General features: G+C 68.4%; 21 protein-coding genes and 3 pseudogenes. 10 read left to right on the forward strand and 14 right to left on the reverse strand.

Features of this window, described 5'->3' with window-relative positions:
* Window positions 1–80: 80 nt before the first annotated feature.
* A pseudogene (locus OG456_RS34170) lies at window positions 81–655 on the reverse strand (DUF3533 domain-containing protein); the annotation flags it as partial.
* A gap of 197 nt (window positions 656–852) precedes the next feature.
* Here OG456_RS34170 and OG456_RS34175 point away from each other — a divergent pair.
* Window positions 853–1,584 carry a dienelactone hydrolase family protein gene (locus OG456_RS34175; RefSeq protein WP_266567856.1) on the forward strand — a complete coding sequence of 244 codons (732 nt, stop codon included), beginning with the start codon at window positions 853–855 and terminating at the stop codon, window positions 1,582–1,584.
* Between the two features lie 65 nt (window positions 1,585–1,649).
* A pseudogene (locus OG456_RS50560) lies at window positions 1,650–1,835 on the forward strand (IS630 family transposase); the annotation flags it as partial.
* A 120-nt stretch (window positions 1,836–1,955) separates the two neighbouring features.
* Here OG456_RS50560 and OG456_RS34180 read toward each other — a convergent pair.
* Window positions 1,956–2,660 (reverse strand): MerR family transcriptional regulator, encoded by a 705-nt coding sequence (locus OG456_RS34180; RefSeq protein WP_266567858.1) that lies wholly within the window; start codon window positions 2,658–2,660, stop codon window positions 1,956–1,958.
* Window positions 2,661–2,933: 273 nt separating this feature from the next.
* Here OG456_RS34180 and OG456_RS34185 point away from each other — a divergent pair, with 273 nt between their 5' ends.
* The 4 genes from OG456_RS34185 to OG456_RS34200 all read left to right on the forward strand — a co-directional run bounded on the left by OG456_RS34185 (window position 2,934) and on the right by OG456_RS34200 (window position 5,591).
* Entirely contained in the window at window positions 2,934–3,548 is a 615-nt protein-coding gene (locus tag OG456_RS34185; protein ID WP_266567860.1) for a DUF6230 family protein, read from the forward strand.
* A 114-nt stretch (window positions 3,549–3,662) separates the two neighbouring features.
* Window positions 3,663–4,148, forward strand: coding sequence for a DUF6114 domain-containing protein (locus tag OG456_RS34190; protein ID WP_266567862.1), 486 nt, complete (start codon window positions 3,663–3,665; stop codon window positions 4,146–4,148).
* 739 nt (window positions 4,149–4,887) lie between these two features.
* Window positions 4,888–5,331 (forward strand): hypothetical protein, encoded by a 444-nt coding sequence (locus tag OG456_RS34195; protein WP_266567864.1) that lies wholly within the window; start codon window positions 4,888–4,890, stop codon window positions 5,329–5,331.
* Window positions 5,332–5,414: 83 nt separating this feature from the next.
* On the forward strand, window positions 5,415–5,591 hold the full coding sequence (locus OG456_RS34200) for a hypothetical protein (RefSeq protein WP_266567866.1): 177 nt from the start codon (window positions 5,415–5,417) through the stop codon (window positions 5,589–5,591).
* Window positions 5,592–5,662: 71 nt separating this feature from the next.
* Here the strand turns inward: OG456_RS34200 and OG456_RS34205 are convergent, their stop codons facing one another.
* The 6 genes from OG456_RS34205 to OG456_RS34230 form a co-directional block, all read right to left on the reverse strand.
* Window positions 5,663–6,922: a transposase gene (locus tag OG456_RS34205; protein ID WP_266567868.1), complete on the reverse strand. Its 1,260-nt coding sequence runs from the start codon at window positions 6,920–6,922 to the stop codon at window positions 5,663–5,665.
* The gene (tnpA, locus tag OG456_RS34210) at window positions 6,919–7,347 is read right to left on the reverse strand and encodes an IS200/IS605 family transposase (protein ID WP_266569521.1); all 429 of its coding nucleotides are present in this window, start codon (window positions 7,345–7,347) and stop codon (window positions 6,919–6,921) included. Before tnpA ends, OG456_RS34205 begins: the two co-directional genes overlap by 4 nt.
* Before the next feature lie 364 nt (window positions 7,348–7,711).
* Complete coding sequence (locus OG456_RS34215; RefSeq protein ID WP_266567870.1) at window positions 7,712–8,737, reverse strand: LacI family DNA-binding transcriptional regulator; 1,026 nt, start codon at window positions 8,735–8,737, stop codon at window positions 7,712–7,714.
* Window positions 8,738–8,813: 76 nt separating this feature from the next.
* Window positions 8,814–9,650, reverse strand: a complete 837-nt coding sequence (locus tag OG456_RS34220; protein WP_266567872.1) for an ATP-binding cassette domain-containing protein — start codon at window positions 9,648–9,650, stop codon at window positions 8,814–8,816.
* Entirely contained in the window at window positions 9,647–10,642 is a 996-nt protein-coding gene (locus OG456_RS34225) for an ABC transporter permease (RefSeq protein ID WP_266567874.1), read from the reverse strand. The genes OG456_RS34220 and OG456_RS34225 overlap by 4 nt, the downstream gene beginning before the upstream one ends.
* 103 nt (window positions 10,643–10,745) lie before the next feature.
* Window positions 10,746–11,762 (reverse strand): sugar ABC transporter substrate-binding protein, encoded by a 1,017-nt coding sequence (locus OG456_RS34230; protein WP_266569522.1) that lies wholly within the window; start codon window positions 11,760–11,762, stop codon window positions 10,746–10,748.
* Between the two features lie 288 nt (window positions 11,763–12,050).
* On the opposite strand from OG456_RS34230, the gene OG456_RS34235 reads away from it, so the two are divergent.
* From OG456_RS34235 to OG456_RS34245, 3 genes are all read left to right on the forward strand, one after another.
* Window positions 12,051–13,013, forward strand: coding sequence for a carbohydrate kinase (locus OG456_RS34235; RefSeq protein ID WP_266567876.1), 963 nt, complete (start codon window positions 12,051–12,053; stop codon window positions 13,011–13,013).
* 206 nt (window positions 13,014–13,219) lie between these two features.
* Window positions 13,220–15,784 (forward strand): GH32 C-terminal domain-containing protein, encoded by a 2,565-nt coding sequence (locus OG456_RS34240; protein WP_266567878.1) that lies wholly within the window; start codon window positions 13,220–13,222, stop codon window positions 15,782–15,784.
* A gap of 30 nt (window positions 15,785–15,814) precedes the next feature.
* Window positions 15,815–16,108 carry a putative quinol monooxygenase gene (locus OG456_RS34245; RefSeq protein ID WP_266567880.1) on the forward strand — a complete coding sequence of 98 codons (294 nt, stop codon included), beginning with the start codon at window positions 15,815–15,817 and terminating at the stop codon, window positions 16,106–16,108.
* A 40-nt stretch (window positions 16,109–16,148) separates the two neighbouring features.
* On the opposite strand, the gene OG456_RS34250 is transcribed toward OG456_RS34245, so the two are convergent.
* A complete protein-coding gene (locus OG456_RS34250; protein WP_266567882.1) occupies window positions 16,149–16,841 on the reverse strand; it encodes a glycoside hydrolase family 32 protein in 693 nt (230 codons plus the stop codon).
* 65 nt (window positions 16,842–16,906) lie between these two features.
* Here OG456_RS34250 and OG456_RS34255 point away from each other — a divergent pair, with 65 nt between their 5' ends.
* Entirely contained in the window at window positions 16,907–17,179 is a 273-nt protein-coding gene (locus OG456_RS34255) for a hypothetical protein (protein WP_266567884.1), read from the forward strand.
* Window positions 17,180–17,362: 183 nt separating this feature from the next.
* Here OG456_RS34255 and OG456_RS34260 read toward each other — a convergent pair whose 3' ends face one another.
* The 5 genes and pseudogenes from OG456_RS34260 to OG456_RS34280 all read right to left on the reverse strand — a co-directional run bounded on the left by OG456_RS34260 (window position 17,363) and on the right by OG456_RS34280 (window position 21,441).
* The gene (locus OG456_RS34260) at window positions 17,363–18,373 is read right to left on the reverse strand and encodes an MsnO8 family LLM class oxidoreductase (protein ID WP_266567886.1); all 1,011 of its coding nucleotides are present in this window, start codon (window positions 18,371–18,373) and stop codon (window positions 17,363–17,365) included.
* A gap of 248 nt (window positions 18,374–18,621) precedes the next feature.
* Complete coding sequence (locus tag OG456_RS34265; protein ID WP_266567888.1) at window positions 18,622–19,356, reverse strand: NADPH-dependent F420 reductase; 735 nt, start codon at window positions 19,354–19,356, stop codon at window positions 18,622–18,624.
* Between the two features lie 241 nt (window positions 19,357–19,597).
* Window positions 19,598–20,068: a TetR/AcrR family transcriptional regulator gene (locus OG456_RS34270; protein ID WP_266567890.1), complete on the reverse strand. Its 471-nt coding sequence runs from the start codon at window positions 20,066–20,068 to the stop codon at window positions 19,598–19,600.
* A gap of 221 nt (window positions 20,069–20,289) precedes the next feature.
* Window positions 20,290–20,639: pseudogene (locus OG456_RS34275) on the reverse strand (hypothetical protein).
* Window positions 20,640–20,844: 205 nt separating this feature from the next.
* Window positions 20,845–21,441 (reverse strand): TetR/AcrR family transcriptional regulator, encoded by a 597-nt coding sequence (locus tag OG456_RS34280; protein ID WP_266567892.1) that lies wholly within the window; start codon window positions 21,439–21,441, stop codon window positions 20,845–20,847.
* Window positions 21,442–21,632 lie beyond the last annotated feature (191 nt).

Here is a 21,632-nt window from a genome sequence, read left to right on the forward strand (position 1 = left end):
GTGCGCTTCTTGCTCCCACGGGGCGACACACGCCGGGGCCACTCCGAGTAGTGGCCCAGTCCTGGGTGAGTCGCGTTCCGCTACGCCGGGGCGGCGGTCTCCTCAGGCTTCGTCTCGGCGGGGACGTGGTGCAGCCCCTTGCGGTCGTACCAGCCGGTCATGCCGAAGTTGAAGAGTGCGTCCAGTGCAAGGCTGACCGTCATCATGACCCAGGCCCGGTCAGGCCGGCGTCGGCCTGGGCGTCGTAGTAGAGGATCGAGCGGATACCGCCGGTGATCTGCCGCAGCGGCTCGAACTCCGCGAGGAAGTGGTAGAAGCCGGGGAGTGCCTCAAGGGGGGTAGTGGCGCCGGCCGTCGGCACCGCCATCCCGATGAAGACCAGCGTGACCACCAGCATGCCGGGCGTGCCGAACGCGGCGAGGAGGGTGAGCGCGCCGTCCCCGGAGACCGTGATGGTGCACACCGAGTACAGCCACAGCAGCGGCGGGTGGGAAGCGTCCATGCCCATGACGCCGACTGCGCCGACCATGACCAGGGTGCCCATCGGCAGGGGCAGGCCAGCCATGCGGGTGCTACTGATGGCGAGGGTCTTTACTCGGGTCGCCCGGATCAGCGGGCGGTGCAGTCGCAGTGGCCCCATGTCGTTGTGGGTGTAGTGCCGCATCAGACAACGTTCGCCCTGTCGGCATCCCTGCCCGGGCGAAAGCGGAGTCCTTCGTGATACGTTCCCGCCGCCGTGCATTGCTGCGAACTGAGGAGGTGAGACCGATCAACACTTTGACAGGTCGGGCCTCCCTCCCTCGCATGGCCTAGGGAGTGCCCGCAGAGGCATCCCGAAAGGCATGAACCGCTATGCGCTTCATATCTGAGACGTCGTCCGAGGGCGTCCGCGAACAGCTCTTCACCCTCGGCGACATTCCTGGCGTGTTGTGGACGCCAGAAGGTGCCGTCGCCACTCGTCCGCTCGTCTTGATGGGACACGGTGGCGGTCAGCACAAGAAGGCCCCTGACGTCCTGGCTCGTGCACGCAGCTTCGTGACCGAATGCGGTTTCGCCGTCGTGGCGGTCGACGTTCCCGCCCATGGCGACCGGCCGAAGGTTGAGGAGTACGACCGGATCGCGACTGAGAACCAGGCACGCGTGGAAGCCGGTGAAGAGTTGGCCCCGCTGATCGCCGGCTTCCAGGCGCTCGTGGCCCGCCAGACCGTGCCGGAATGGCGGGCGGTCCTGGACGCGGTTCAGCAACTCGAGCACGTAGGCGCCGGCCCGGTGGGTTACTGGGGGGTTTCGCTGGGATGCGGACTCGGTGTTCCGTTCGTCGCTGCCGAACCGCGGGTCCGCGCGGCGGTACTGGGCTTGGGCGGGGTACTGGCGTCGGCCGAGGCCGCCGCGCGGATCACCGTCCCAGTGGAGTTCTTGGTGCAGTGGGACGATGAGCGGGTGCCGCGGGTTCAGAGCTTGGCGCTGTTCGACGCCTTGGCCTCGGCCGAGAAAACGTTGCACGCCAACCCCGGCAAGCACGGGGAGACCCCGGCATTCGAGCTGGAGAGCACGCTGAGGTTCTTCGCCCGGCACCTCGGCTGATACCGCCGCCTGTAGTCCGCGACGCGCCGATCGGGAACCGGATCCCGATCGGCGCGCTGGTCGGCGTGGCCGACAGAGTTCAGGTTCGACACATCGACGATGACGAGGGACAGCGCCTGCTGCGGATCATCCGCAGAGGCACCGGGTCAGTGGTGACATGGCGGCGGGCCCAGATGGTCCTACTGTCCGCGCAGGGCATGCCGGTGGCGCAGATCGTCCAGGTGTCGTTCGCCAGCGCGGACCGGGTGAGGTCGTCGACAGGGCGAACGTTGCCTGACGCAGCAGTAGCAGCCGAGGGCGTGGTCCACCGCGCTGCCGCGACGCGGGCGATACGGTGAGCGGGGTGCCGACGCTGCCTAGCCGCGTCTAGGTCAGCCCGCCGGCCGCTCACCTTGACTGCAGGTACGGCGATGATGGCGGCGGTGGTTGGCGTCCTCCTGGGCCAGCCGCCGCAGAAGCCTGACGACCGGCTCGAACAGCACGGTGAGGACCACCGCTCGTTCGGCGAGGGCGATGCGGTCTTCGATTCCGTCGAGTTGTGCGAAATCCAGGTCCGCGGTGGATGTGGCGAGCCGTGCGTAGGGGATGAGGTCGTCGGCTGTGTAGCCGGCGCCGAGGTGACCCAGCGCTGAGAGACTTTCGGCGAGCGCCGGGCGGTGCGGCGACTCGTCGGAGATCTGCCAGCCCATGCTGTTGATGAGAGCGTCGACCCTCGCGGAGGCTCCTTCGTCTGACATCGCTTCGTCAACAGCAATGTCTGGCCCGGCGTCGTCCTTGGCGCCCTTCGCGTTCTTGCCCGCGGAGGGCACAGGGAGTGCATGGTGGACGACGCCCAGGGTCTCAAACGCATCCAGCGGACGGTCGACGGCATCGAGGACTTCGCGGGTACGCGCGACGGACAGTCCGCCGAGCTGGATGAGGGAACGGATCAGACGGAGCCGCTGGATGTGCTCCTCGCCGTACTCGACCGCTGTCGGGTTCAGCGCGCGCCCCTCAGGAAGCAGCCCTTCCCGTCGGTAGTACTTGATGGTCGCCACCGGCACCCCGGACCGGCGACTGAGCTCTGAAATCCTCATGCGCTCCCTCACGCTCAACTGTCCCACCAGTATCGCGTTACCGGGGGTTGCCCACCGACCTCGATAGTGCCACTATCAGGCACTCGGTAGTAACACTATCGAGTGCCTCTTCGGTGTGCCCGCTTCCTCTGTGCGCGTGGACAACATGCTCCTGCGGAAGCCGACTGGCATCGCCACGGTCGAACCCAGCCGTAATTCATCCCCCGCCCCGTGCCGGGCCAGTCAGTCCTGGACCCGGTCGTCTCATACGCCTCGACAACGGAGGACCGCCTCATGTCCCAGCGAATCGGCAAGACCCACTGGAAGCGTTTCGCCGTCGGTGCGGTGCCGACGGTGGCCGCCACGGCGGCTGTCGCCGTCTCCATGGCCCAGGGCGCGCTGGCCGCTTCGTTCAGCATCTCCGGTTCCGCTTTCCAGGTCTCGGCCGGCTCCCTGAGCGGCACCGGATTCGCCAACTACGCCACGGTGGACGTAGCCAAGAACGGCAAGCACGTGCCCGTCTCCGTCTCATCCATCAAAAACGCGACGGTCACCGACATGTGCCAGTCCGTCCCGGTGAACATTCCCGTGCTCGGGACCTACACGATGTCGCTCAAGGCCGGCGGGTCGGGTACGCCGGTCAAGGCCAAGAACCTGTACATCGACATGACCGATCTCCAGGCCAAGTCCGGCACCTTCAAGAACGTCGACATCGGTGTCGCCACTGGTTCCATGACCAAGGGTCAGGTCAACCCCAAGGACCACGTCGACCCCAACGGATATGCCCAGCAGGCGGACTCGGTCGAGATCATCGATGCCCACCAGAAGGTCTGGGCCACGTCTGCAGGAACGTTCGAACTGGCGGGCCTGCACATGAACATCGCGGCCGGCCGTCACGACTGCTTCTGACCTCGCCCCGCCCCGTCGTCTCCAGCGCGCGGAAGCGACCGGCGACGGTCCGGGGCGCGGCGTCCCCACCCCCTCACGGACACCATGACTCGCTCACGATTTGGGAGCTGCCACATGACGAGCGTCGGCGCACCCGCGCACCCCCACAGTGACAGCGGCTTCACCCGCGCTCGCCGGGACTTCCGGGCCTGGCGGCGCACCCGCCCCTTCTGGGCGGGCCTGCTGGTACTCCTTGCCGCTGCGCCCATCATCTACTTCCCGTACTTCAACCTCTCCCTGGGCGCCCTGTCCGTGGCGATGTCCACCACCGCGGGGGCCGGATCCCTGCTCATCGGCCTGACACTGATCGTCCTTGGCGGGCTCCTCTGGTTCCAGCCGATCATCAGGGCCTTCGCCGGCTGCGTCGCCATCTTCCTCGGCGTGCTGTCGCTTCCCATCTCCAATTTCGGCGGATTGCTCATCGGCACCCTGCTCGCGGCCACGGGCGGACTCCTGGCTCTGGCGTGGGGTCCGGTGGACGTACATCCGGAGGGCGTATCCGGCGCTACACAGGAGTCGTCAGCCACCGTCAGCTCGAAGGGAGGGCCGGTGAATGACTGACCAGGCGCCCCACACCCGCGGCGAAGCCGCACAACCCGGCTTCGCCCGGCCACCGGGAGGCCGGCACGCCATCCCCCGTAGGTCCGCACTGACACGCCTGCGCCTGCCGGTCGGGAAAGCTCTTGCGCTGACCGCGCTGCCGACCGCCCTCGTCCTGGGAAGCCAACGCCTGCCTGCCGCCGATACAAGCGCCACCGCACCTGTCTCCGTCTCCGAACAGGAGTCAGGCGGACCTGAAACCAGCGGTGTCGACTGTGCCCGTCCCGACCAGACATCAGCCTCTGCGGCCAGCGCTCCAGCAAGCCCCACCCCGTCCGCTGATCCCCACACGTCCAGCGCTCACCTGAGCGGGGAGCCCGTCAAGCCGCCGAAGCACACGGACGACGACGGAGCGGGCCCGCCGCCGGCACCGACCGCCACCCCCTCGACCAGCGCAAACTCCGCCACGACAGGCCTTGCGGACATCCTCGGCCACCTCCTCCGCGACGACACCGAGCAGCAAAGCCCGTCGCCCCACGCGAGCCCCTCACCAAGCTCGGCCGCTCCGACGCCAAAGGCCACAGCACAATCCGAGCCCCAGCTGCCCATGGCGACCGCATCACCTGCACCCAGCCACCGCACTGCCGGGCCGTCGCCCCAACCGGAGTCCACCCAGGGACCCGGCCGCACCTGCGACATCGGTGATCTCAAGGCCCCCGAGGACCATCGGGCCGGCCGATTCTCCGCCGAGTCATGGAAGATGAAGGGGAGCCGCCTCCAACTCCACGACGTCATCTTCCATGGCGTGGTGACCGTGAACACGGCCGCCGGACCCAAGCGGGTACTCAAGTTCTCCGCAGCGGCCGTCACGATCCGCGACCTGAAGATGGCGGTACCCGCAGGCCCGCAGATCCAGCACATCGACGGAGCGCCCGCTTCCACATCCACGCTCCGGGGCGACAACATCACCATGTACGTCGAAAGCCTGACAGGCACACTCTCCGGCGTCGAAAACATTCCCACACCGCCCGTCCTCCGCCTGCACCTCACCCCCGACACCGTGCCGGAGTGGCTCTACGACACGATCGGAAAGCTCGACCTCAAACTCCAACTCAGCCTGAACGACGCCGACATCGACCAGGCCGGACAGACAGGTGGAAAACTCGTCATCCCGGGGATTCACGGGTACGGAACGCCACGCTGAAGCCGGGCGCGAGCGGCTACGGCCGGTCGTAGTCATGGATGGCGACACCGGACCGCGGCGGTGTCGCGCGTAGGATGGTCCGCTTGGTGGGGCGGCGACAGGACGCGGCGTTCTTTTTCCACGCGCGGGCTGTCGCCGATCTGCCGCAGGCCCGTACGTACGAACACGACGCCGGCGGCGTGTACTTCGCCGAGTCCCACGCAGCCGACCTCGCTCCGCAGATTCTCGATTTCACCGCCGGTCTGCGCACCTCTGACTGAGGCTGGCCCGGAAGGAACGGACATCCGTGACTCCACCCACGACTAAAGTCGCGGGCTTCCTGCGTCGGTGGCTAAGCCTCCGCGCAGAGGGCCAGCCCGGCCCTGTGCTCGACGTTCAGTGCGCCCACGGTGTCGGCGTTCTCTACGAACCCGCACTTGACGCACTCGAACTTCGTTTGGGTGACGCGGTTCTCCTTGGCGACGTGTCCGCATCCTCCGGCGGAGGGTGGGCAGGTGCGGGAGGTGTTGCGGGCGTCCACCGGGATCACTCGGCGACCGGCACTCTCAGCCTTGTTCGCCAGGATTCCGAGGAACAGCCCCCAACTCGCGTCGAGGATGCTCTTGTTCAGTCCGGCCTTCGCGGCGGCACCGTTCGGGAGGAACGCGCCGTCCTGGTCTGGGTCGGGCTTGGGTGCGGGCGTCTTGGTCATGCCCGCCGTGTTCAGCGCCTCGTGCCCGATCACATCGTTGTCACGGACCAGGTCGAGGGCGCGCTTGTGGTGGTGGTCGAGACGCTGCCGCCGGATCTTCGCGTGGATCTTCGCCACCCGCCCGGCGGCGGCCCGGTGCTTCTTCGTGCGGCGTCTGGTCTTCTTCGGGAAGGTTTCCAGGACGCGTTGAGCGGCTGCCAGCTCATCGGCGGACGCCCGGAGGAAGCGCGGGTTGGGAACGTGCTCGCCCTGCGACGTGGTCAGGAAGTGGGTGATGCCCATGTCGATACCGACGTTCGCCCCGGTGGCTGGGAGCGGTTCGGCGGGGACCTGGTCGCAGGTGATGATCACGAACCACTTACGTCCCTCGCGCTTGACGCTGACCGTCTTCACCCGGCCCCGCACGGGGCGGTGCTGGTGCACGCGGACATGCCCGACGCCTTGCAGCCGTACGCGGGTCTGGGTGTCGTGCGGGGTGGAATCCCACCGGCAGCCGTCGCCGTCCTTCGGGAACGTGACGGTGTCGAAGTGCCCGACGCCCTTGAAGCGCGGGTACCCGGCCTTCGGTGCCAGGTCCTTCGGCACCCCACGGGCAAGCGCGGCCTTGCGCTTCTGCGCCCGCTTGAAGAACGCGACGAACGCCACGTTCAACCGGCGCAAGGTGGACTGCTGGCTGGAGAACGACCAGCGTCCCTGACGCTCCGGGTCGAACGTGCGGATGTCCTTGAGCTGCGCCGACTGGTCCCCGTACTTGATCTTCGTCTGGGACGAGTGCGCGTAGGCGTCGCGGCGCTCCTGGAGCGCGCCGTTGTAGAGGGAACAGTGGGCGGCGAGCATCGCGCGCAACGACGCTTCCTGACGGGCCGTGGGGCGAAGAAGGAACTTGTACGCCCGTATCACGAGGCGTCCTCCTTCTCCTTCTTCCAGGGGCGCTCCCACTGGGTGTTGATGTATTTCTCCACCGTCGCCGCCGACACCGCGCCGACCGAGGCTGCGAAGTACGACGACGACCACAGCGTGGGCATCCGCGACTTCAGGTGCGGGAACTCCGAGCGAAGTATGCGGGAGGTGAAGCCCTTGAACTGGTTCGCGACGTACGAGGCCGACGATTTGGGGTCGTGCTTGACGAACAGGTGCACGTGGTCGGGCATCACCTCAAGAGCGATGATCTCCCACCCGCGCTCGTCTGCCTTCTGCCGGATCAGCTCGTCCAGGCGTTCCGCGACCCTGCCGCCGAGGACCGGACGGCGGTACTTCGGGCACCACACCACGTGGAGCCCGAGGTCGTACACGCCGCCGGAGAATCGGCGAACCTTCCTGGTCACAGTCACACGATCAATATACAGGTGCCGCAGGTCTAGTGCGGCAGGAAAGGCGGTTCAGGTGGACAGTGCAGATCCGTGCACACAGTTGAGGTCAGAGCAGGGCTCAGAAACCATTCCCCACCCCGCTAAAGCGGGGCGTCCCCTGGCTAGGTTCTGATGGCTAGAGGACTCATCTACGTAGAGACACGGCCTCCGGCGCGGGAGCTCGAAGCCGCGTACAACCACTGGTACGACACCGTGCACCTCCACGACGTCTGTGCTGTCGAAGGATTCGTCGGCGCGCGTCGCTACGCCCCCGCCGACGCGAGGCCGTCCCCACCGTGTGACCAGCACAGTTGCTGGGTCTTTCGTTTCAGGGCCATGTTCAGGTGTGGGCCGGCACGGGCTGCTCGCCCGATCCACGGACGATCAATCGGGTGGGAACGGTGATGGTGCGGGCACGCGAGTGGTCGCCGTCCAGCCGTGCCAGGGCCGTCGTCGCCGCTGTTCTGCCGATTTCTTCGGGGTCCTGGGCGACGACGGTCAGGGCCGGTTCGAGTGCATCGGCCAGTGACACATCGTCGAAGGCGACGACTGCCACGTGTTTGCGTCCGCTCCGGGCGAGCTCGGCGACGATCCCCAGCGCCATGATGTTGTTGCCGGCGAACAGGGCCGTGGGGGGATCGGCCAGGTCGAGCAGTTGACCGGCCGCTGCCTCGGCCCCCTTCTGGTCGTGGGCGTTGGCGACGAGTGAGCGGTCGTAGTCGATATCGGCTTCCTGCAGGGCCGAGCGGTAGCCAGCCAGACGTTCACGGCGCGTGTAGAGCTTGGCGGGGAGGTCGCCGACGAAGCCGATGCGCTGGTGACCGTGGGCGATGAGGTGGGCGACGCCGTCGTGAGCGCCCGCGCGGTTGGAGCTGACGACGCTGTCCGTGGCCAGGCCCGAGCCCGGACGGTCGATGAAGACGATCGGCAGGCCGGTGGCACGGTGGGTCTTGAGACGGGCGTGGCCGGCGCCGACGGACGGCACGACCATCAGGATGCTGACGCGGCGGGCGAGGAACTTGTCCGTCAGCGCGCGCTCGCGGTCGGGGTCGTCCGCGGAGGAGCCCATGAGGAGCGTCAGACCGCGGTCCCGGACGGTGTCCTCGATGCTTCTGGCGACGGTTCCGAAGAACGGGTTGGCGAGGTCGGGGATGACCAGTCCGATGGTGGTGTCGGGGCCGCCGACACGTATGTTGCGGGCCATCAGGTTCGGCTGGAAGCCGAGTTTGGTGACGGCGGCGAGCACCTGTTCCCTGGTCTGTGCCGAGGCGGGGCCGTCCTCGTTGAGGACACGGGAGACGGTCTTGGCACTGACGCCCACTTCACGGGCGACGTCTGCCAGGGTCGGGCGGCGGTTCGCTGCCATGGAGGAGATGGCCCCCTTGCTCGTCGGTTCCGGCCGAGGGCCCGGCCGGAACCTGTGAGTGCTTTTAGATGTGCGGTCAGTTGGCGCGGACCCCTGCGGCCTTCGCAGCCTTGGAATCCGCTACGACAGTATCCCCGGCGGCGTCGAGTGTGAGGGCCCCGGTCATGATGGCGACGACCTCGGCCATGGTGTAGTCGGACGGTTTGATCACCGCGGCGCGCCGCCCGAGGCGGTGGACGTGGATCCGGTCGGCTATCTCGAATACGTGCGGCATGTTGTGGCTGATCAGGACCACGGGCATGCCCTTGTCGCGGACCCGGCGGATCAGGTCGAGGACCTGACCGGACTCCTTGACTCCGAGGGCCGCGGTGGGTTCGTCCATGACGACGACGGAGCGCGCCCAGGCGACGGAACGCGCGACCGCGACGGCCTGGCGCTGCCCGCCCGAGAGGGTCTCGACCGACTGTGTGAGCGAGCGCAGGCCGATCTTGAGGTCGGCCATGTGCTCGGCGGCCTCGTGGCGCATGCGCTTCTTGTCCAGCATCCGCAAGACGCTGCCGAGGACGCCGGGGCGGCGCAGTTCGCGGCCGAGGAACATGTTGGAGGCGATGTCCATGGAGGCGGCTACGGCGAGGTCCTGATAGACGGTTTCGATGCCGTGGGCGCGAGCGTTCTGGGGGCCGGAGAACTGGATCGGTTCGCCGTTTAGGCGTATCTCGCCCTCGTCGGGCACCACCGCACCAGTGAGGGCCTTGATCAGGCTGGTCTTGCCGGCTCCGTTGTCGCCGATGACTGCGAGGACCTCGCCGGGCAGCAGGTCGAAGTCGGCGCCGTCGATGGCGGTGACGTGGCCGTATCGCTTGACCAGACCGCGGGCCTGCAGGACGGGGGTGGGGGTGCTGGTGGCGGTCATCGGGCCCTCTTCCGGGAGATCTGGTCGACGGTCACGGCGAGGATCACCAGGACTCCGGTGATCAGCGTCTGGTAGATGGAGGCGACGCCCATCAGCTGGAGCCCGTTGCGGAAGACACCGACGATCAGGACGCCGATGAAGGTGCCCAGGACTGATCCCCGGCCGCCGAAGAGGCTGGTGCCGCCGAGGACCACGGCGGTGATGCTGTCGAGGTTGTCCGTCTGGCCGGCCTGTGGGTCGCCGACTCCGGTGCGGGAGACGAGCAGCAGGGCGGCGATGCCGTACATGAGGCCCGCGACGGCATAGATGCCGATGGTCAGGCGGGAGGTGCGGATCCCGTTCAGACGCGCCGCTTCCTGGCTGTTGCCGAGCGCGTAGACATGCCGGCCCCAACCGGTGCTGCTCAGCGTGTAGGCGAGTAGGAGGAACAAGGCGACGGTGACCAGGGAGCCGTAGGTGATGTCGGTGTGGCCGAGCGGGAACGTGCGCCCGAGAGCCGTCAGCGGCCCAGGCAGGTTGGTGATCGTCTGTTCCTCGGAGTAGATGTGCGTCAGCGCGAACGCGACATTGAGCATGCCGAGGGTGACGATGAACGGCGGCAGCGGGATCTTCTGCACCAACAGCCCGTTGAGCAGCCCGAATCCCGCGCAGACGGCCAGGCCGAGCGCGATGGCGACGAGCGGGGGCAGCGCACCTTCCGCAGCCATCTTGGCGATCACGATGCTGCCGAACGCCATCACCGCACCGCACGACAGGTCGATGCCCGCCGTGAGGATGATCAGGGTCTGGCCGATGGCGAGGGTGCCCACGACCATGACCTGCTGCACGATCAGCGAGAAATTGCCGCCCGTGAGGAACTGGTCGGTCGATACGGAGAAGAAGGCGCAGGCCAGGAGGAGGGCGACCAGAGGGCCGGTGGTCGGTGCCGTGAGCAGTCTGCGGACTGTGGTCGGCGCCTTGAGCTCGGCGTACGGCGTGGTGGTGGCTGTCATGCGAAGTCCTTGTCGGAAGACAGAAGTTGTTCGTGTCCGTCCGTGCCGGCGGACGGGGAGGAAGGCGGCGGGCGCGTGATGCGGCCTGATCGCCGGTCAGGCTCTAGCCCCAGCAGTTCTTCAGGCCGAACCCGGTGTCCTTGGACGTGACGCCGGTCTGCGTCTTGTCAGTGATCAGGGTGACGCCGGTGTCGGTGTAACCGGATGCCTTCTTGCCGTCCTTGGCGTACTTGACGACGGCGTCGACACCCTCGGCGGCCATCTTCAGCGGGTACTGCTGAGAGGTGGCGGCGATCTTGCCGTCCTTGACCGCTCGGGTCCCGGTGCAGCCGCCGTCGACGGAGACGATCAGGACGTCCTTCTCCCGGCCCTTGGCCTTGAGCGCGGTGTAAGCGCCCAGGGCGGCGGGCTCGTTGATGGTGTAGACGAGGTTGATGCCGGGGTCCTTCTGGAGGCAGTTCTCCATCGCGGTCTGGCCCTTGGCCTGGTCGCCACCGGTGTCCTGGGAGCAGACGATCGACTTGTCCTTGGCGCCGATGCCGAAGCCCCTGAGGAAGCCGTCGTGGCGCTGGACGCCGACCGAGACACCGGGGGCGAGGTCGAGGGTGGCTATCTTCGCGGTCTTGCCCTTCGTGGCGGACTTGGCGTACTCGCCGATCAGCTCGCCGGCGCGGAGGTTGTCGGTGGCGAAGAGGGCGTCGGCAGCGCTCTGCGGATCGGTCGGGGTGTCCAGGGCGATGACCAGGACACCCTTGGCGCGGGCCTTCTCGATCGCCGGGACGATGGCCTTGGAGTCGCTCGGGGTCAGCAGAATGCCCTTCACGCCAGAGGCGACCATGTTCTCGATGGCCGTGACCTGACCGGCATTGTCGCCGTCGAACTTGCCTGCGGCGGTGAGGAGTTGGGCGCCGTGCTCCTTCGCGGACTTCTCCGCGCCCTGCTTCATCTTCACGAAGAACGGGTTGGTGTCGGTCTTGGTGATCAGGCCGACCTTGACCTTGGCCTTGCCCGAACCGCCACCGGCGGAGCCGGATCCGCAGGCCGTCAGCGTGAGGGCGGCGACTGCGGTGACGGCGACGGCTCCGAGGACGGAGCGGGACATACCCGTGGTGCGAGACATGCGCGTGCTGCGAGACATGGCGACTCCTGTGGGATGGCGAACGGCACGGGCCGGGTTCACGGTGCGACTGCCCGAAGTGTCATCGTTGACTTATGTCATCGTTGACACTGCCTGGCGAGGATGATGGACTCCCGATCCCGGCAACGTCAATGCCTTCCGCCCGTCACAAATCGGCAACGCTCATCGGTCGTCGACCCCCTGCCCGTGATCGTCGAGCCCGCGGAGCCGAGCGACGGCTGCGCCGTGATGTGCCTTCCTTGCCCGTACGTTCCGAGAGAAGAGCAGCCCATGACTCCACGTCAGGTCACCGTCCTGGGAGAGTGCGTCGCCGACGCCTTCACCGAGCCGGCGCAGTCCGCGAACGAGCTCATGCTGCGCGTGCAGCCAGGCGGCGGACCCGCGAACACGGCGGTGGCGCTGGCCCGGCTCGGCACCTCGGCCCGACTCCTGGCGCGCCTGTCCGGCGATGTGTTCGGCCGGCTGTTCCGGAGCCACCTGGAGGCGTCTGGCGTCGATCTGACGTACGCCGTCGAGGCCGACGAGCCCAGCACGCTGGCCATAGCGGAACTGGACGCCCAGGGGCAGGCCACGTACTCCTTCCACGCGCGGAACACGGCCGACTGGCAGTGGACGGCAAGGGAGTTGGCGCGGGTGGACCTGTCCGGGACCGCCTGCGTGCACACCGGCTCCCTGGCTCTGGTGCGGCAGCCCGGGGCGGCGGCCGTGGAGGAGTTCCTGGCGACCGCCGCCCCCGACACGACGATCAGCATCGACCCCAACGTCCGGCCCTTGCTGGTGCGGCCCGAGGTCTACCGCGCCCGGTTGGCGCACTGGTGCGAACTTGCCGACGTGCTGCGCCTGAGCGAGGACGACTTGGAGCTCCTGCTGCCCGACGCCTCGCCCGAGAAGGCGTGCGACATCTGGCACGCGGCCGGCGCACCGCTCGTGGTGATCACGCGCGGTGCTGGCGGCGTCCTCGCTTCGCTCGACGGCGAACGATTTCGGGTGCCGGCCGTGCCGGCGGTCGTCGCCGACACGGTCGGCGCGGGGGACTCCTTCACCGCCGGGTTGCTGCACCACCTCGGCGCCGTCGGACTCCTCGGCGGCCGGTTGTCGAGGCTCCGGCTCGACGAGGTGGCGGACGCGTGTCGGTTCGCCTCCCGTGTCGCGGCTCTGACCTGCTCGGTTCCAGGCCCGAACCCGCCGTGGCGGAGCCAGGTGGAGCGGCTTGCCGCGAGTGAGCCCGCCTGACGGGCGGATTGTCGTTCAACGGGACGTTGTCCCGAACCGTTGACGCGGTGACCGGATTGCGCTCATCATCGGCTCGCCACGATGTCATCGATGACATCCCTTTCCTTCCCGTGTCGTGGACGACGGCCGGGCAAGGAGTCACTTCCGATCAGTCCACGCCGGGCAGCAGGCCCGTTGCGCGGACCGGCCGCAGCGCAGGAGACCTCATGAGCCCTGTACGTGTATTCCGGCATGCCCACAGACGGCTGATTGCGGCGGCGACGGTGACCGTCTGCGCTCTCTCTGCCGCCCCGCTGGCTCCCCACGCCGCAGCGTCCGACGCGCCCTCGTACTCCGAGACCTACCGGCCCCAGTTCCACTTCACCCCGCAGAAGAACTGGATGAACGACCCCAACGGCCTCGTGTACTACAAGGGCGAGTACCACCTCTTCTACCAGTACAACCCCAACGGCAACTCCTGGGGCGACATGTCCTGGGGGCAAGCCGTCAGCACGGACCTCGTGCACTGGAAGCAGCTTCCGCTCGCGCTGTCGTACGACGACAAGGAGATGGTGTTCTCCGGCAGCGCGGTCGTCGACCGGGACAACACCACCGGGTTCGGCACGAAGCAGAACCCGCCCATGGTGGCGATCTACACCAGCCTCGACAAGGCCACCGGTGTACAGGCGCAGGCGCTCGCCTACAGCACCGACCGGGGCCGCACCTGGACCAAGTACCGGGGTAATCCCGTCCTGGACATCGGCTCCAAGGAGTTCCGCGACCCCAAGGTCCAGTGGTACGCGCCGACGAAGAGCTGGCTGATGACTGTTTCGCTCTCCACCGAGCACAAGGTGCGGTTCTACTCGTCCAAGAACCTCAAGGACTGGAACCTGCTCAGCGAGTTCGGTCCGGCCGGTGCGACGGGCGGTGTGTGGGAGTGCCCCGACCTGTTCCCCCTCCCGGTCGACGGGGACAAGAAGAGAACCAAGTGGGTGCTGGTCGTCAACCTCAACCCCGGTGGGATCGCCGGGGGTTCGGGAGCCCAGTATTTCGTGGGCGACTTCGACGGCAAGAAGTTCACGGCCGAGGACACCGGCTCGTACACCCCGCCTCCCGGCACCGTCCGGCAGGACTTCGAAGGCACGGGCTTCGGTACGTGGACGGCCAGTGGCACCGCCTTCGGTGACGGGCCCGCGGCAGGCGCCGTGGACGGACAGAGCGCGGTCACCGGCTTCGACGGCGCGGGCCTCGCCAACAGTTTCCACGGCGGTGACCGCACCACTGGCATCCTCACGTCACCCCAATTCACCGTCGACAGCGACTACTTGAACTTCAAGGTCGGCGGCGGACGGCACCCGCGCCGGGACGGAACGGTCCTGGAACAGGGAGACCCGCCCACGGGTACGGTCCTCGCCGACTTCGAGGGCGGCAGCTACGGCGACTGGACGACGACCGGCGACGCCTTCGGCCCGGCACCGGCCACCGGCACCCTCCCCAACCAACAGGAGGTCTCCGGATACCTGGGCGGCGGCCTGGTCAACACCTTCCGCGACGGCGACCCCACCACCGGCACGCTGACCTCGCCGGAGTTCACCCTCGACACGGACTACGTCAACTTCCTTGTCGGCGGCGGCAATCACCCGGCCGGCCACGAGAACCCCACCGCCGTAGAACTCCTCGTGGACGGGCAGGTGGTGCGCAGCGCGACCGGCAAGGACACGGAGGCGCTCAACTGGGCTTCCTGGGACGTCAAGGACCTCGACGGCAAGAAGGCGCAGATCAGAATCGTCGACGACAACACCGGAGGCTGGGGCCACCTCAACGTCGACCACATCGTGCTGTCCGATACGAAGGCTCAGCCCGTCTCCCAGGAGACCTCCGTCAACCTGATCGTCGACGGCAAGGTGGTCCGCACCGCCACCGGTTCCGACAACGAGACCCTCGACTGGGCCGCCTTCGACCTCCGTCCCTACGCGGGGAAGCAGGCGCAGATCCAGATCGTCGACATGAACACCGCCGGCATGGGCCACATCCTGGCCGACCAGTTCACTGCCGCCGCCGAGCCCGCCAAGTCCATTGTGCAGCGGGCGAATTGGGCCGACTACGGCAAGGACTACTACGCGGCCGTGTCCTGGGAGAACGCGCCGGGCGACAAGCGCTACATGATCGGCTGGATGAATGACTGGGAGTACGGCGGCGCCATCCCCACCTCTCCCTGGCGGAGCGCGCAGAGCGTTCCCCGGCAGATGGCTCTGCGCACCGTCGACGGCCGGATTCGGCTGACCAGCGAGCCGGTCGACAGCCTCACGTCCCTGCGGCAGAAGACCGCGGTGACGGCGACCGGTGTCCCGGTCAAGGACACCTCACAGCCCCTGGGCGGCCCGGCGGCCACGGGGAAGGCGCTCGACATCGAAGCGACGTTCTCCCTCAAGGACGCCGACCGCTTCGGCCTGAAGGTGCGTACCGGTGCCGGGGGCGAGGAGACCGTCATCGGCTACGACACCACCACACAGGAGCTGTACGTCGACCGCACCCGCTCCGGAGCCGTGGACTTCAGCGACGCCTTCCCCGGCGTACAGCGGGCACCCCTGAAGGCGAAGAACGGCAAGGTGAAGCTGCGGGTCCTGGTCGACCGGTCGTCCGTCGAGGTCTTCGGCGGCAGCGGCGAGGCAGCCATCACCGACCAGATCTTCCCGAACCCCGACAGCCAGGGAGTCCAGGTCTTCGCCGAGAACGGTTCGGTGACTCTGGACCAGGCCCGCGTCTGGCACCTGAACTCCTACCGCGACTGACCCGACCCCGACCACACAGGACACGCCACCATGAACAAGACTCTGGTCGCCGAATTCACCGCACGCGAGGGCGCGGAGGCCGACATCGCCCGCCTGATCCTGGAGTACGCCAAGGAGGTGCGCGAGGAAGACGGCAACCTCGCCTTCGAGGTCTACACCAAGGCGACCCAGCCCCGCGCCTACTGGATCTTCGAGGCGTACCGGGACGAGGCGGCCTTCCAAGCACACCTCAAGGCCCCCTACGGCGGCCCGTTCAACGCCGCACTCGCCCCGCTGATCGAGGAAGATGCCTCGGTGCTGACCTTCCTCGACCCGGTGACCTGACGCCGGAGGAGGCGTGGCGGGCGCGACGTCGACGACGGGGTCAGACCGCCATGCCTCCCATCTTCCAGACCGACAAGGACGTGACGGTGCTGCCCTCGCCGAAGAGCTGCAGGCCGAGGGAGTCCGTGCGGGACGGGTACGCCCGGGTGGTGATCGAGCGGTGCGTGTTCGCGTACGCCTCGATGATCGAGCGGTCGACAAACACGTCCAGGCTCAGTTTGCCGTCGACGAGGGCGAGTTGACCCTTCCGGATGCCGAGGTCCGGCACGGTGCTGGAGACGTTGCCGGACCGGGTCCGGTCGACGCCGAGCTCCTTGGCCGCCGTGTCGTAGAAGAGGCGGGTGCGTTCCTCGTCGCCCGGGCTGCGCAGGACGTCGAGACCGAGCGTGCCCGCACTGCCCGCCTCCATCGTCAGCTTGATGTGAAGCAGGTCTCCCTTGACCGAGGCGAGGGCGGCGTTCGCGTCGGAGACGGAGGTCGCACTGTCGATGGTTACGAGGGCCGCGCCGTCGTGGAGGCCCGCGACTTCGGCCACCGGCTCGAAAGCGAGGTCCCCGTCCTCTCGCTGGGACAGCGCGATCGGCAGGCCGGCGTTGTGCGCCCATCCGGAGTCGTAGTGGCCCTGCTCTGAGCGCCGGTCCTGGGCGATGGTGAAGACCAGAGAGCGCCCCTTGTCGTCGACCGTGCCGCTAGGGCCGGTGAAGTTCCGGGAACGCGTCGACTCGCTGAACACGCGCGCCCGCGACCGGGGGCGTCGAGGACGCGCGGGCCGCGCTGCTCGACTGGCTCACCGCGCTCGTGGAGTACGCCGCATCCGCGCGGGGCACGGCCGTGGCGCTGATGCGGGACGAAGCCGGCATGGGCCAGGAGCAGCCCTGCGACCGCGTCACGGACGCCGGTGAACCGCTGTTGAAGCGGGCGGTCGACGCCGGTGCGGTGTCGGCCCGGGTGACCTCGGCGGATTTGCTGACGCTGGTAACCGGCATCGTCCTCGCCACCGAGCACCACCGGGATCCCGCTGCGGAGGCGGATCGGCTGCTCGCGCTGGTGGTGCGGGGAATCAGCCCGTGACGGGAGGGCGGCAAGAGGTGGCGTACGTGTAAACGGCTTCCGGCCGGTTGCCGACCCAGCGTCCGTAACCGACTCCTCGTCCGCATCGGAGATGTGGACGTGCCCGGTGCCTGAAGGCGCCGGATGACGACGGCCGCCCGCACCTTCGTGCAACGGGATGCGAGCGGTCGTCGGTCGGCTGCCTCAGAGGCCGAGGGCCTGGGCCAGCAGGGCGCGGGAGTGGGCGCGCTCGTTGGGGTCGGCGATGATGTCCTGGACCATCACCTCGTCAACACCTGCGGCCCTGGTCATCTGCTCCAGCTGGTCCCGTACGGTCTGCGGGCTTCCGGCGAGCTGGCGGGGCCAGCGGCCGTCCGTGATGAGCGTGGGGGCGTCCTTCTGCGCCTGGCTGAGTTCACGCTCGGCCTCGGCGACGGTGGGTACGACCGCGGCCGTGCCCACGCGGCCCAGGCGTGCCATCAAGGCGGTCCGGGTCCAGTTCAGGCGCTGCGCCTCGGCGTCGGTGTCGGCGACTACGGCACTGACGGAGAGGATGCCACGGCCTGCGGACGCCCCATCGGTGGCGGGCCCCGCAAACGCGGAATGGCGGAGCAGGGCCCGGCCGGCATCATCGGGGTTGATGAAGCCCGCGAAGGCGTAGCCGAGGCCGAGTTCGCCTGTCATGCGGGCGCTGTTGCCGGAGGAGCCGAGGATCCACACCTCGGGCCGTGAGGTGACGCCCGCGGCCGGGTTCAGGCGCGCGAAGGCGTAGCCCGCGGGGAAGCGGCCGTCGAAGTAGGCGAGTACTTCCTGGACCTGCTCCGCGAAGTCGTCGGTGGGCGGTACGTCACGGTCGCGGCGCAGGGCGAGGTCGACCAGGGGGCCCGCGGTGGCGCGGCCGAGGCCGAGGTCGATGCGGCCCGGCGCGAGGGCTTCGAGCTGGAGGAAGGTCTCGGCGACCTTGAAGGGGCTGTAGTGGTTGAGGAGCACCGCACCGGAGCCGACCCGGATGCGCGAAGTGGCGCTGGCCGCGAGCGCGATGAGGATTTCCGGCGCCGAGGAGGCGGTGCTGGCGGAGTCGTGATGCTCGGCGTACCAGATGCGGTGGTAGCCGAGGTCCTCCGCCTGCTTCGCGGCGTCGATCGAGTCCTTGAGGGCTTGGCCCTTGTCGCTTCCGGGGGCGACGGTGGAGAGCTCGACGAGGGAGAGTTTCATGATCTTTCGTTCCTTGCTGCCGGCTCGGTTGCGGGGTCGGCGGGACATACGTGTGGTGGGCAGGCTGCTCGGCGTCCGCAGGGCTCGGCGGCTGTGCGGCTCTGGCCCATCACGCCCTGGGGCTCGAGGGCCAAGGGCCGGGGCCGGGGCCGGGACCGCAGCACGGTTGGGGCCAGGACGTTCTTCACGCCCCGTCATGTCACCGTTGCTGCGGCCCCGTGCGGGTACTGCTCCGTCCGCGCGTCCGTTCAGCGGTGGGCGGCGCGGTTCATCTCGACGATGTCGTCCAGGGTGGGGTTGGCCGGGAGGCCGGCGAAGCGCTCCATCATGCTCTCGCGGACAGCTGCGTCCTTGACCGGGTCGGCCGCGGCCAGTGCGCCCGGGAGCTCGTCGAGAGTCAGCTCGGTGCAGTAGGCCGGGCCCATCGGCTGCTGGCGCCACGAGTCGGCCAGCACGCCGGCGTCGTACGGGTCGAAGCCGGTGTCGTCGACCAGGGTCATGGCCACCTTCCGTGCCGCCTCGGAGTCACCGGCCACCGGGATGGCGATGCGGCCCGGCGTGCCGGCGGGGACACCGCGGGTGCGCTGGGTCTCGGCGAGAGCGGCGTTCCATGCCTTGGTCACGGGCCGGCCGAGGAGTTCGGAGGTGTGCACGCTTTCCACCCTGCCGTCTTCCACTTCCTTGCTCCGCCCGCCGAGGTGCGGGTAGTAGTTCGAGGTGTCGATGACCACCGTCTCGTCGGGCACCGAGGCGAACAGGCCCGTCAGCTGCCCCGCCACGCCGAACGGGATCGACAGGATGATCACGTCCCTGCCCTGGACCGAGTCGTCCAGGGCCACCGCGCGGGCGCCGGCTTGAAGTACCTCGGCCGTGACGGCCACGGGGCCCCGGGCGTCCGCCACCTGCACGTCGTGCCCGGCGAGGCTGAGCTTGGTGGCCAGGTTGCCGCCGATGGCTCCAGCTCCGATAACGGTAATCTTCATGATTTGTCCCTCCAGAAGTGCGCCACACTGGGGCGGCGTGAGGTGATGACGGTGTGGTGGTGTCGGCGCACTCGCCGCGATACCGGCGGGTGGCACCAGGGTGTTCAGAGCACAGGCGTGAGCCGTGGCCCCTGTGCGCGGTAGCCGTCGGCCATGACCGCGCGGAGACGGCTCAGTGACTCTTCGTCGCTGGCGCCGTAGCCCTTGATCCAGGCAACGGAGAGGGCCGCGAGGAACAGGTCTAACTGTGCACCGAGAGCCGTACGTGACCCGCCGCCTGCGCAGCGCGTACGTACGCGTCGGTGGCCGTGATCAGGTTGCTGCAGGAAGGCGTGAGCGGGTTGTCCGGCTCCTGTGCCCTGGCCGCGGCCATGAGCGGTTCCGGCGGTCCGCTGAAGGCGCTGAAGTACGCCTCCATCGCCCGCAGCCACAGTGCCAACGCCTCGGCGGCATCAGAGAGTTGCTCGATGTCCGCCTGGCGGGCCACGAGCTCCTCGAAACGCGTCTGCAGCACGGCCGCGAGCAGGGCATCCCGGGTGGGGAAGTGCCGGTACAGCGTGCCGGCACCGACGCCAGCCTCATTGGCCACCGCCTCCAGGGAGGCGTCGACCCCGTAGGCCAGGAAATGGCGCTGGGCCGCTTCCAGGAGGGCCGCACGGTTGCGCCGGACGTCAGCGCGGGGCTTACGCCCCTGCCGTTCCATGCTGCTCATGCGTCCTCCGTTCTCGAGCGACCGCCTGGGTTCATTAAAACGGAGGATGCCTCCGTACGTATTCAATGTAAAACGGAGGCAGCATCCGGTCAAGTTCAGGCCCGCGCCGGAAATGCCTGCGGGGCGCCAGTGACGGTGTCCCCGGCGCCGCGCCGGAAATGCCTGCGGGGCGCCAGTGACGGTGTCCCCGGCGCCCCGCACGAGTGAGTGCGGACGAGCTGTCAGATCTCGCTGAAGTCCCCCGAGAGCGCAACCGCCATCCGCAGGTGCGGAGCTGCCTCGGCTTGACGGCTCTGCTGCTCGGGCGCGCGGCCCAGCATCAGCCGGGCGTACTGCTCCACAGGGTCGAGCTCGACGACCTTGCGCAGTTCCAGTTCCATCTCCGCGCTCTGCAGCTGCGCCGAGTGGTAGTAGGAGCGGGCGAGCATAAGCCGCGGGCCTACCCGCTCCGGAGTCTCATCGGTCAGCGTTGCGAGTGCGCCGCCGCCGTGTACTCCTTGGCATCGAAGAGCATCTGCGCGCGTTCCCAGCGCTCCGTCGCGGTTCCCTGGTCGTAGTGGGTCGTGTCCACTGTTGTCGCCGCCTTCCGGGGCGTCAGCAGCGGCAGATGGTCACGCATCCCATCGAACTGTCGACGACCGGGCGCAAAGAACAGGCGAGCGGAAGGCTGCCGGCCAGGGCGCCGTCGGGGCTGTGCGGGCGAGGGCGCACCGCGGACGCCCCTCGGGGCGGTGCTCGGGATGCCCCGGCGTCCGATCGCAGGGGAGAAGCGTGGGCTACTCCTCGTCGTCCCAGTCGCGATAGCCGTTCTCCAAGAGCGCGCGCAGGCGATCGAGGGAGTTCTCGCTGGTGGCGCCGGTGCCCCTGATCCATGCCACGGAGACGACGGCGAGGAACAGGTCGTATCCATGGACCGACGGATGGACGTACCCCGCGCGCTGCGCGGCGCGCACGTACTCTTTTGTGGCGCCGATGAGGGTGTCGCATGGCAGTGTGAGCGGGTTGTCCGGTTCCTGTGCTCTGGCCGCAGCCATGAGCGGTTCGGGCAGTCCGCTGAAGGCGCTGAAGTAGTCCTCCATGGCCCGCAGCCATTGCCGCAGCGCCTCGGCGGCGTCGCCGAGTTGCGCGATGTCCGCCTGGCGGGCCACGAGCTCTTCGGAGCGCGTCTGCAGTACGGCCGCGAGCAGGGCCTCCCGCGTGGGGAAATGCCGGTACAGCGTGGCGGGCCCGACGCCCGCCTCCTTGGCCACCGCCTCCAGGGACGCGCCGACCCCGGATTCCAGGAAGTGATGCTGTGCCGCTGCCAGCAGGGCGGCACGGTTGCGCTGCACGTCCGCGCGCGGCTTGCGCTCCTGCTGTCCGCCGACGCTCATGCGCTCTCGCCTCCCGCGAATCCGCGACGCATCAAACGGAGAGTCTCTCCGATCCTGTCGAGGATAAAGCGGAGGCTGCATCCGGTCAATTCGAGGCGCCTGCCGGCGGCCTGGCCACGCCTCCCACCTGCGATGAGGCCCCCGCGGGCGTTGCGCTCACCCCGGGCCGGGCGTGTCGTCTGTCGCCTGCG

The sequence above is a fragment of the Streptomyces sp. NBC_01446 genome (assembly GCF_026340095.1).
Taxonomy (GTDB): domain Bacteria; phylum Actinomycetota; class Actinomycetes; order Streptomycetales; family Streptomycetaceae; genus Streptomyces; species Streptomyces aureus.

Bases quoted from the DNA above. Each gene is read 5' to 3' on its own strand.
- OG456_RS34280 (WP_266567892.1), bottom strand. From the start codon at position 21,441: ATGAGCGTCGGCGGACAGCAGGAGCGCAAGCCGCGCGCGGACGTGCAG.
- OG456_RS34190 (WP_266567862.1), top strand. From the start codon at position 3,663: ATGACGAGCGTCGGCGCACCCGCGCACCCCCACAGTGACAGCGGCTTC.
- OG456_RS34195 (WP_266567864.1), top strand. From the start codon at position 4,888: ATGAAGGGGAGCCGCCTCCAACTCCACGACGTCATCTTCCATGGCGTG.
- OG456_RS34225 (WP_266567874.1), bottom strand. From the start codon at position 10,642: ATGACAGCCACCACCACGCCGTACGCCGAGCTCAAGGCGCCGACCACA.
- OG456_RS34220 (WP_266567872.1), bottom strand. From the start codon at position 9,650: ATGACCGCCACCAGCACCCCCACCCCCGTCCTGCAGGCCCGCGGTCTG.
- OG456_RS34230 (WP_266569522.1), bottom strand. From the start codon at position 11,762: ATGTCTCGCACCACGGGTATGTCCCGCTCCGTCCTCGGAGCCGTCGCC.
- OG456_RS34175 (WP_266567856.1), top strand. From the start codon at position 853: ATGCGCTTCATATCTGAGACGTCGTCCGAGGGCGTCCGCGAACAGCTC.
- OG456_RS34235 (WP_266567876.1), top strand. From the start codon at position 12,051: ATGACTCCACGTCAGGTCACCGTCCTGGGAGAGTGCGTCGCCGACGCC.
- OG456_RS34185 (WP_266567860.1), top strand. From the start codon at position 2,934: ATGTCCCAGCGAATCGGCAAGACCCACTGGAAGCGTTTCGCCGTCGGT.
- OG456_RS34270 (WP_266567890.1), bottom strand. From the start codon at position 20,068: ATGAGCAGCATGGAACGGCAGGGGCGTAAGCCCCGCGCTGACGTCCGG.
- OG456_RS34265 (WP_266567888.1), bottom strand. From the start codon at position 19,356: ATGAAGATTACCGTTATCGGAGCTGGAGCCATCGGCGGCAACCTGGCC.
- OG456_RS34240 (WP_266567878.1), top strand. From the start codon at position 13,220: ATGAGCCCTGTACGTGTATTCCGGCATGCCCACAGACGGCTGATTGCG.
- OG456_RS34245 (WP_266567880.1), top strand. From the start codon at position 15,815: ATGAACAAGACTCTGGTCGCCGAATTCACCGCACGCGAGGGCGCGGAG.
- OG456_RS34215 (WP_266567870.1), bottom strand. From the start codon at position 8,737: ATGGCAGCGAACCGCCGCCCGACCCTGGCAGACGTCGCCCGTGAAGTG.
- OG456_RS34180 (WP_266567858.1), bottom strand. From the start codon at position 2,660: ATGAGGATTTCAGAGCTCAGTCGCCGGTCCGGGGTGCCGGTGGCGACC.
- OG456_RS34260 (WP_266567886.1), bottom strand. From the start codon at position 18,373: ATGAAACTCTCCCTCGTCGAGCTCTCCACCGTCGCCCCCGGAAGCGAC.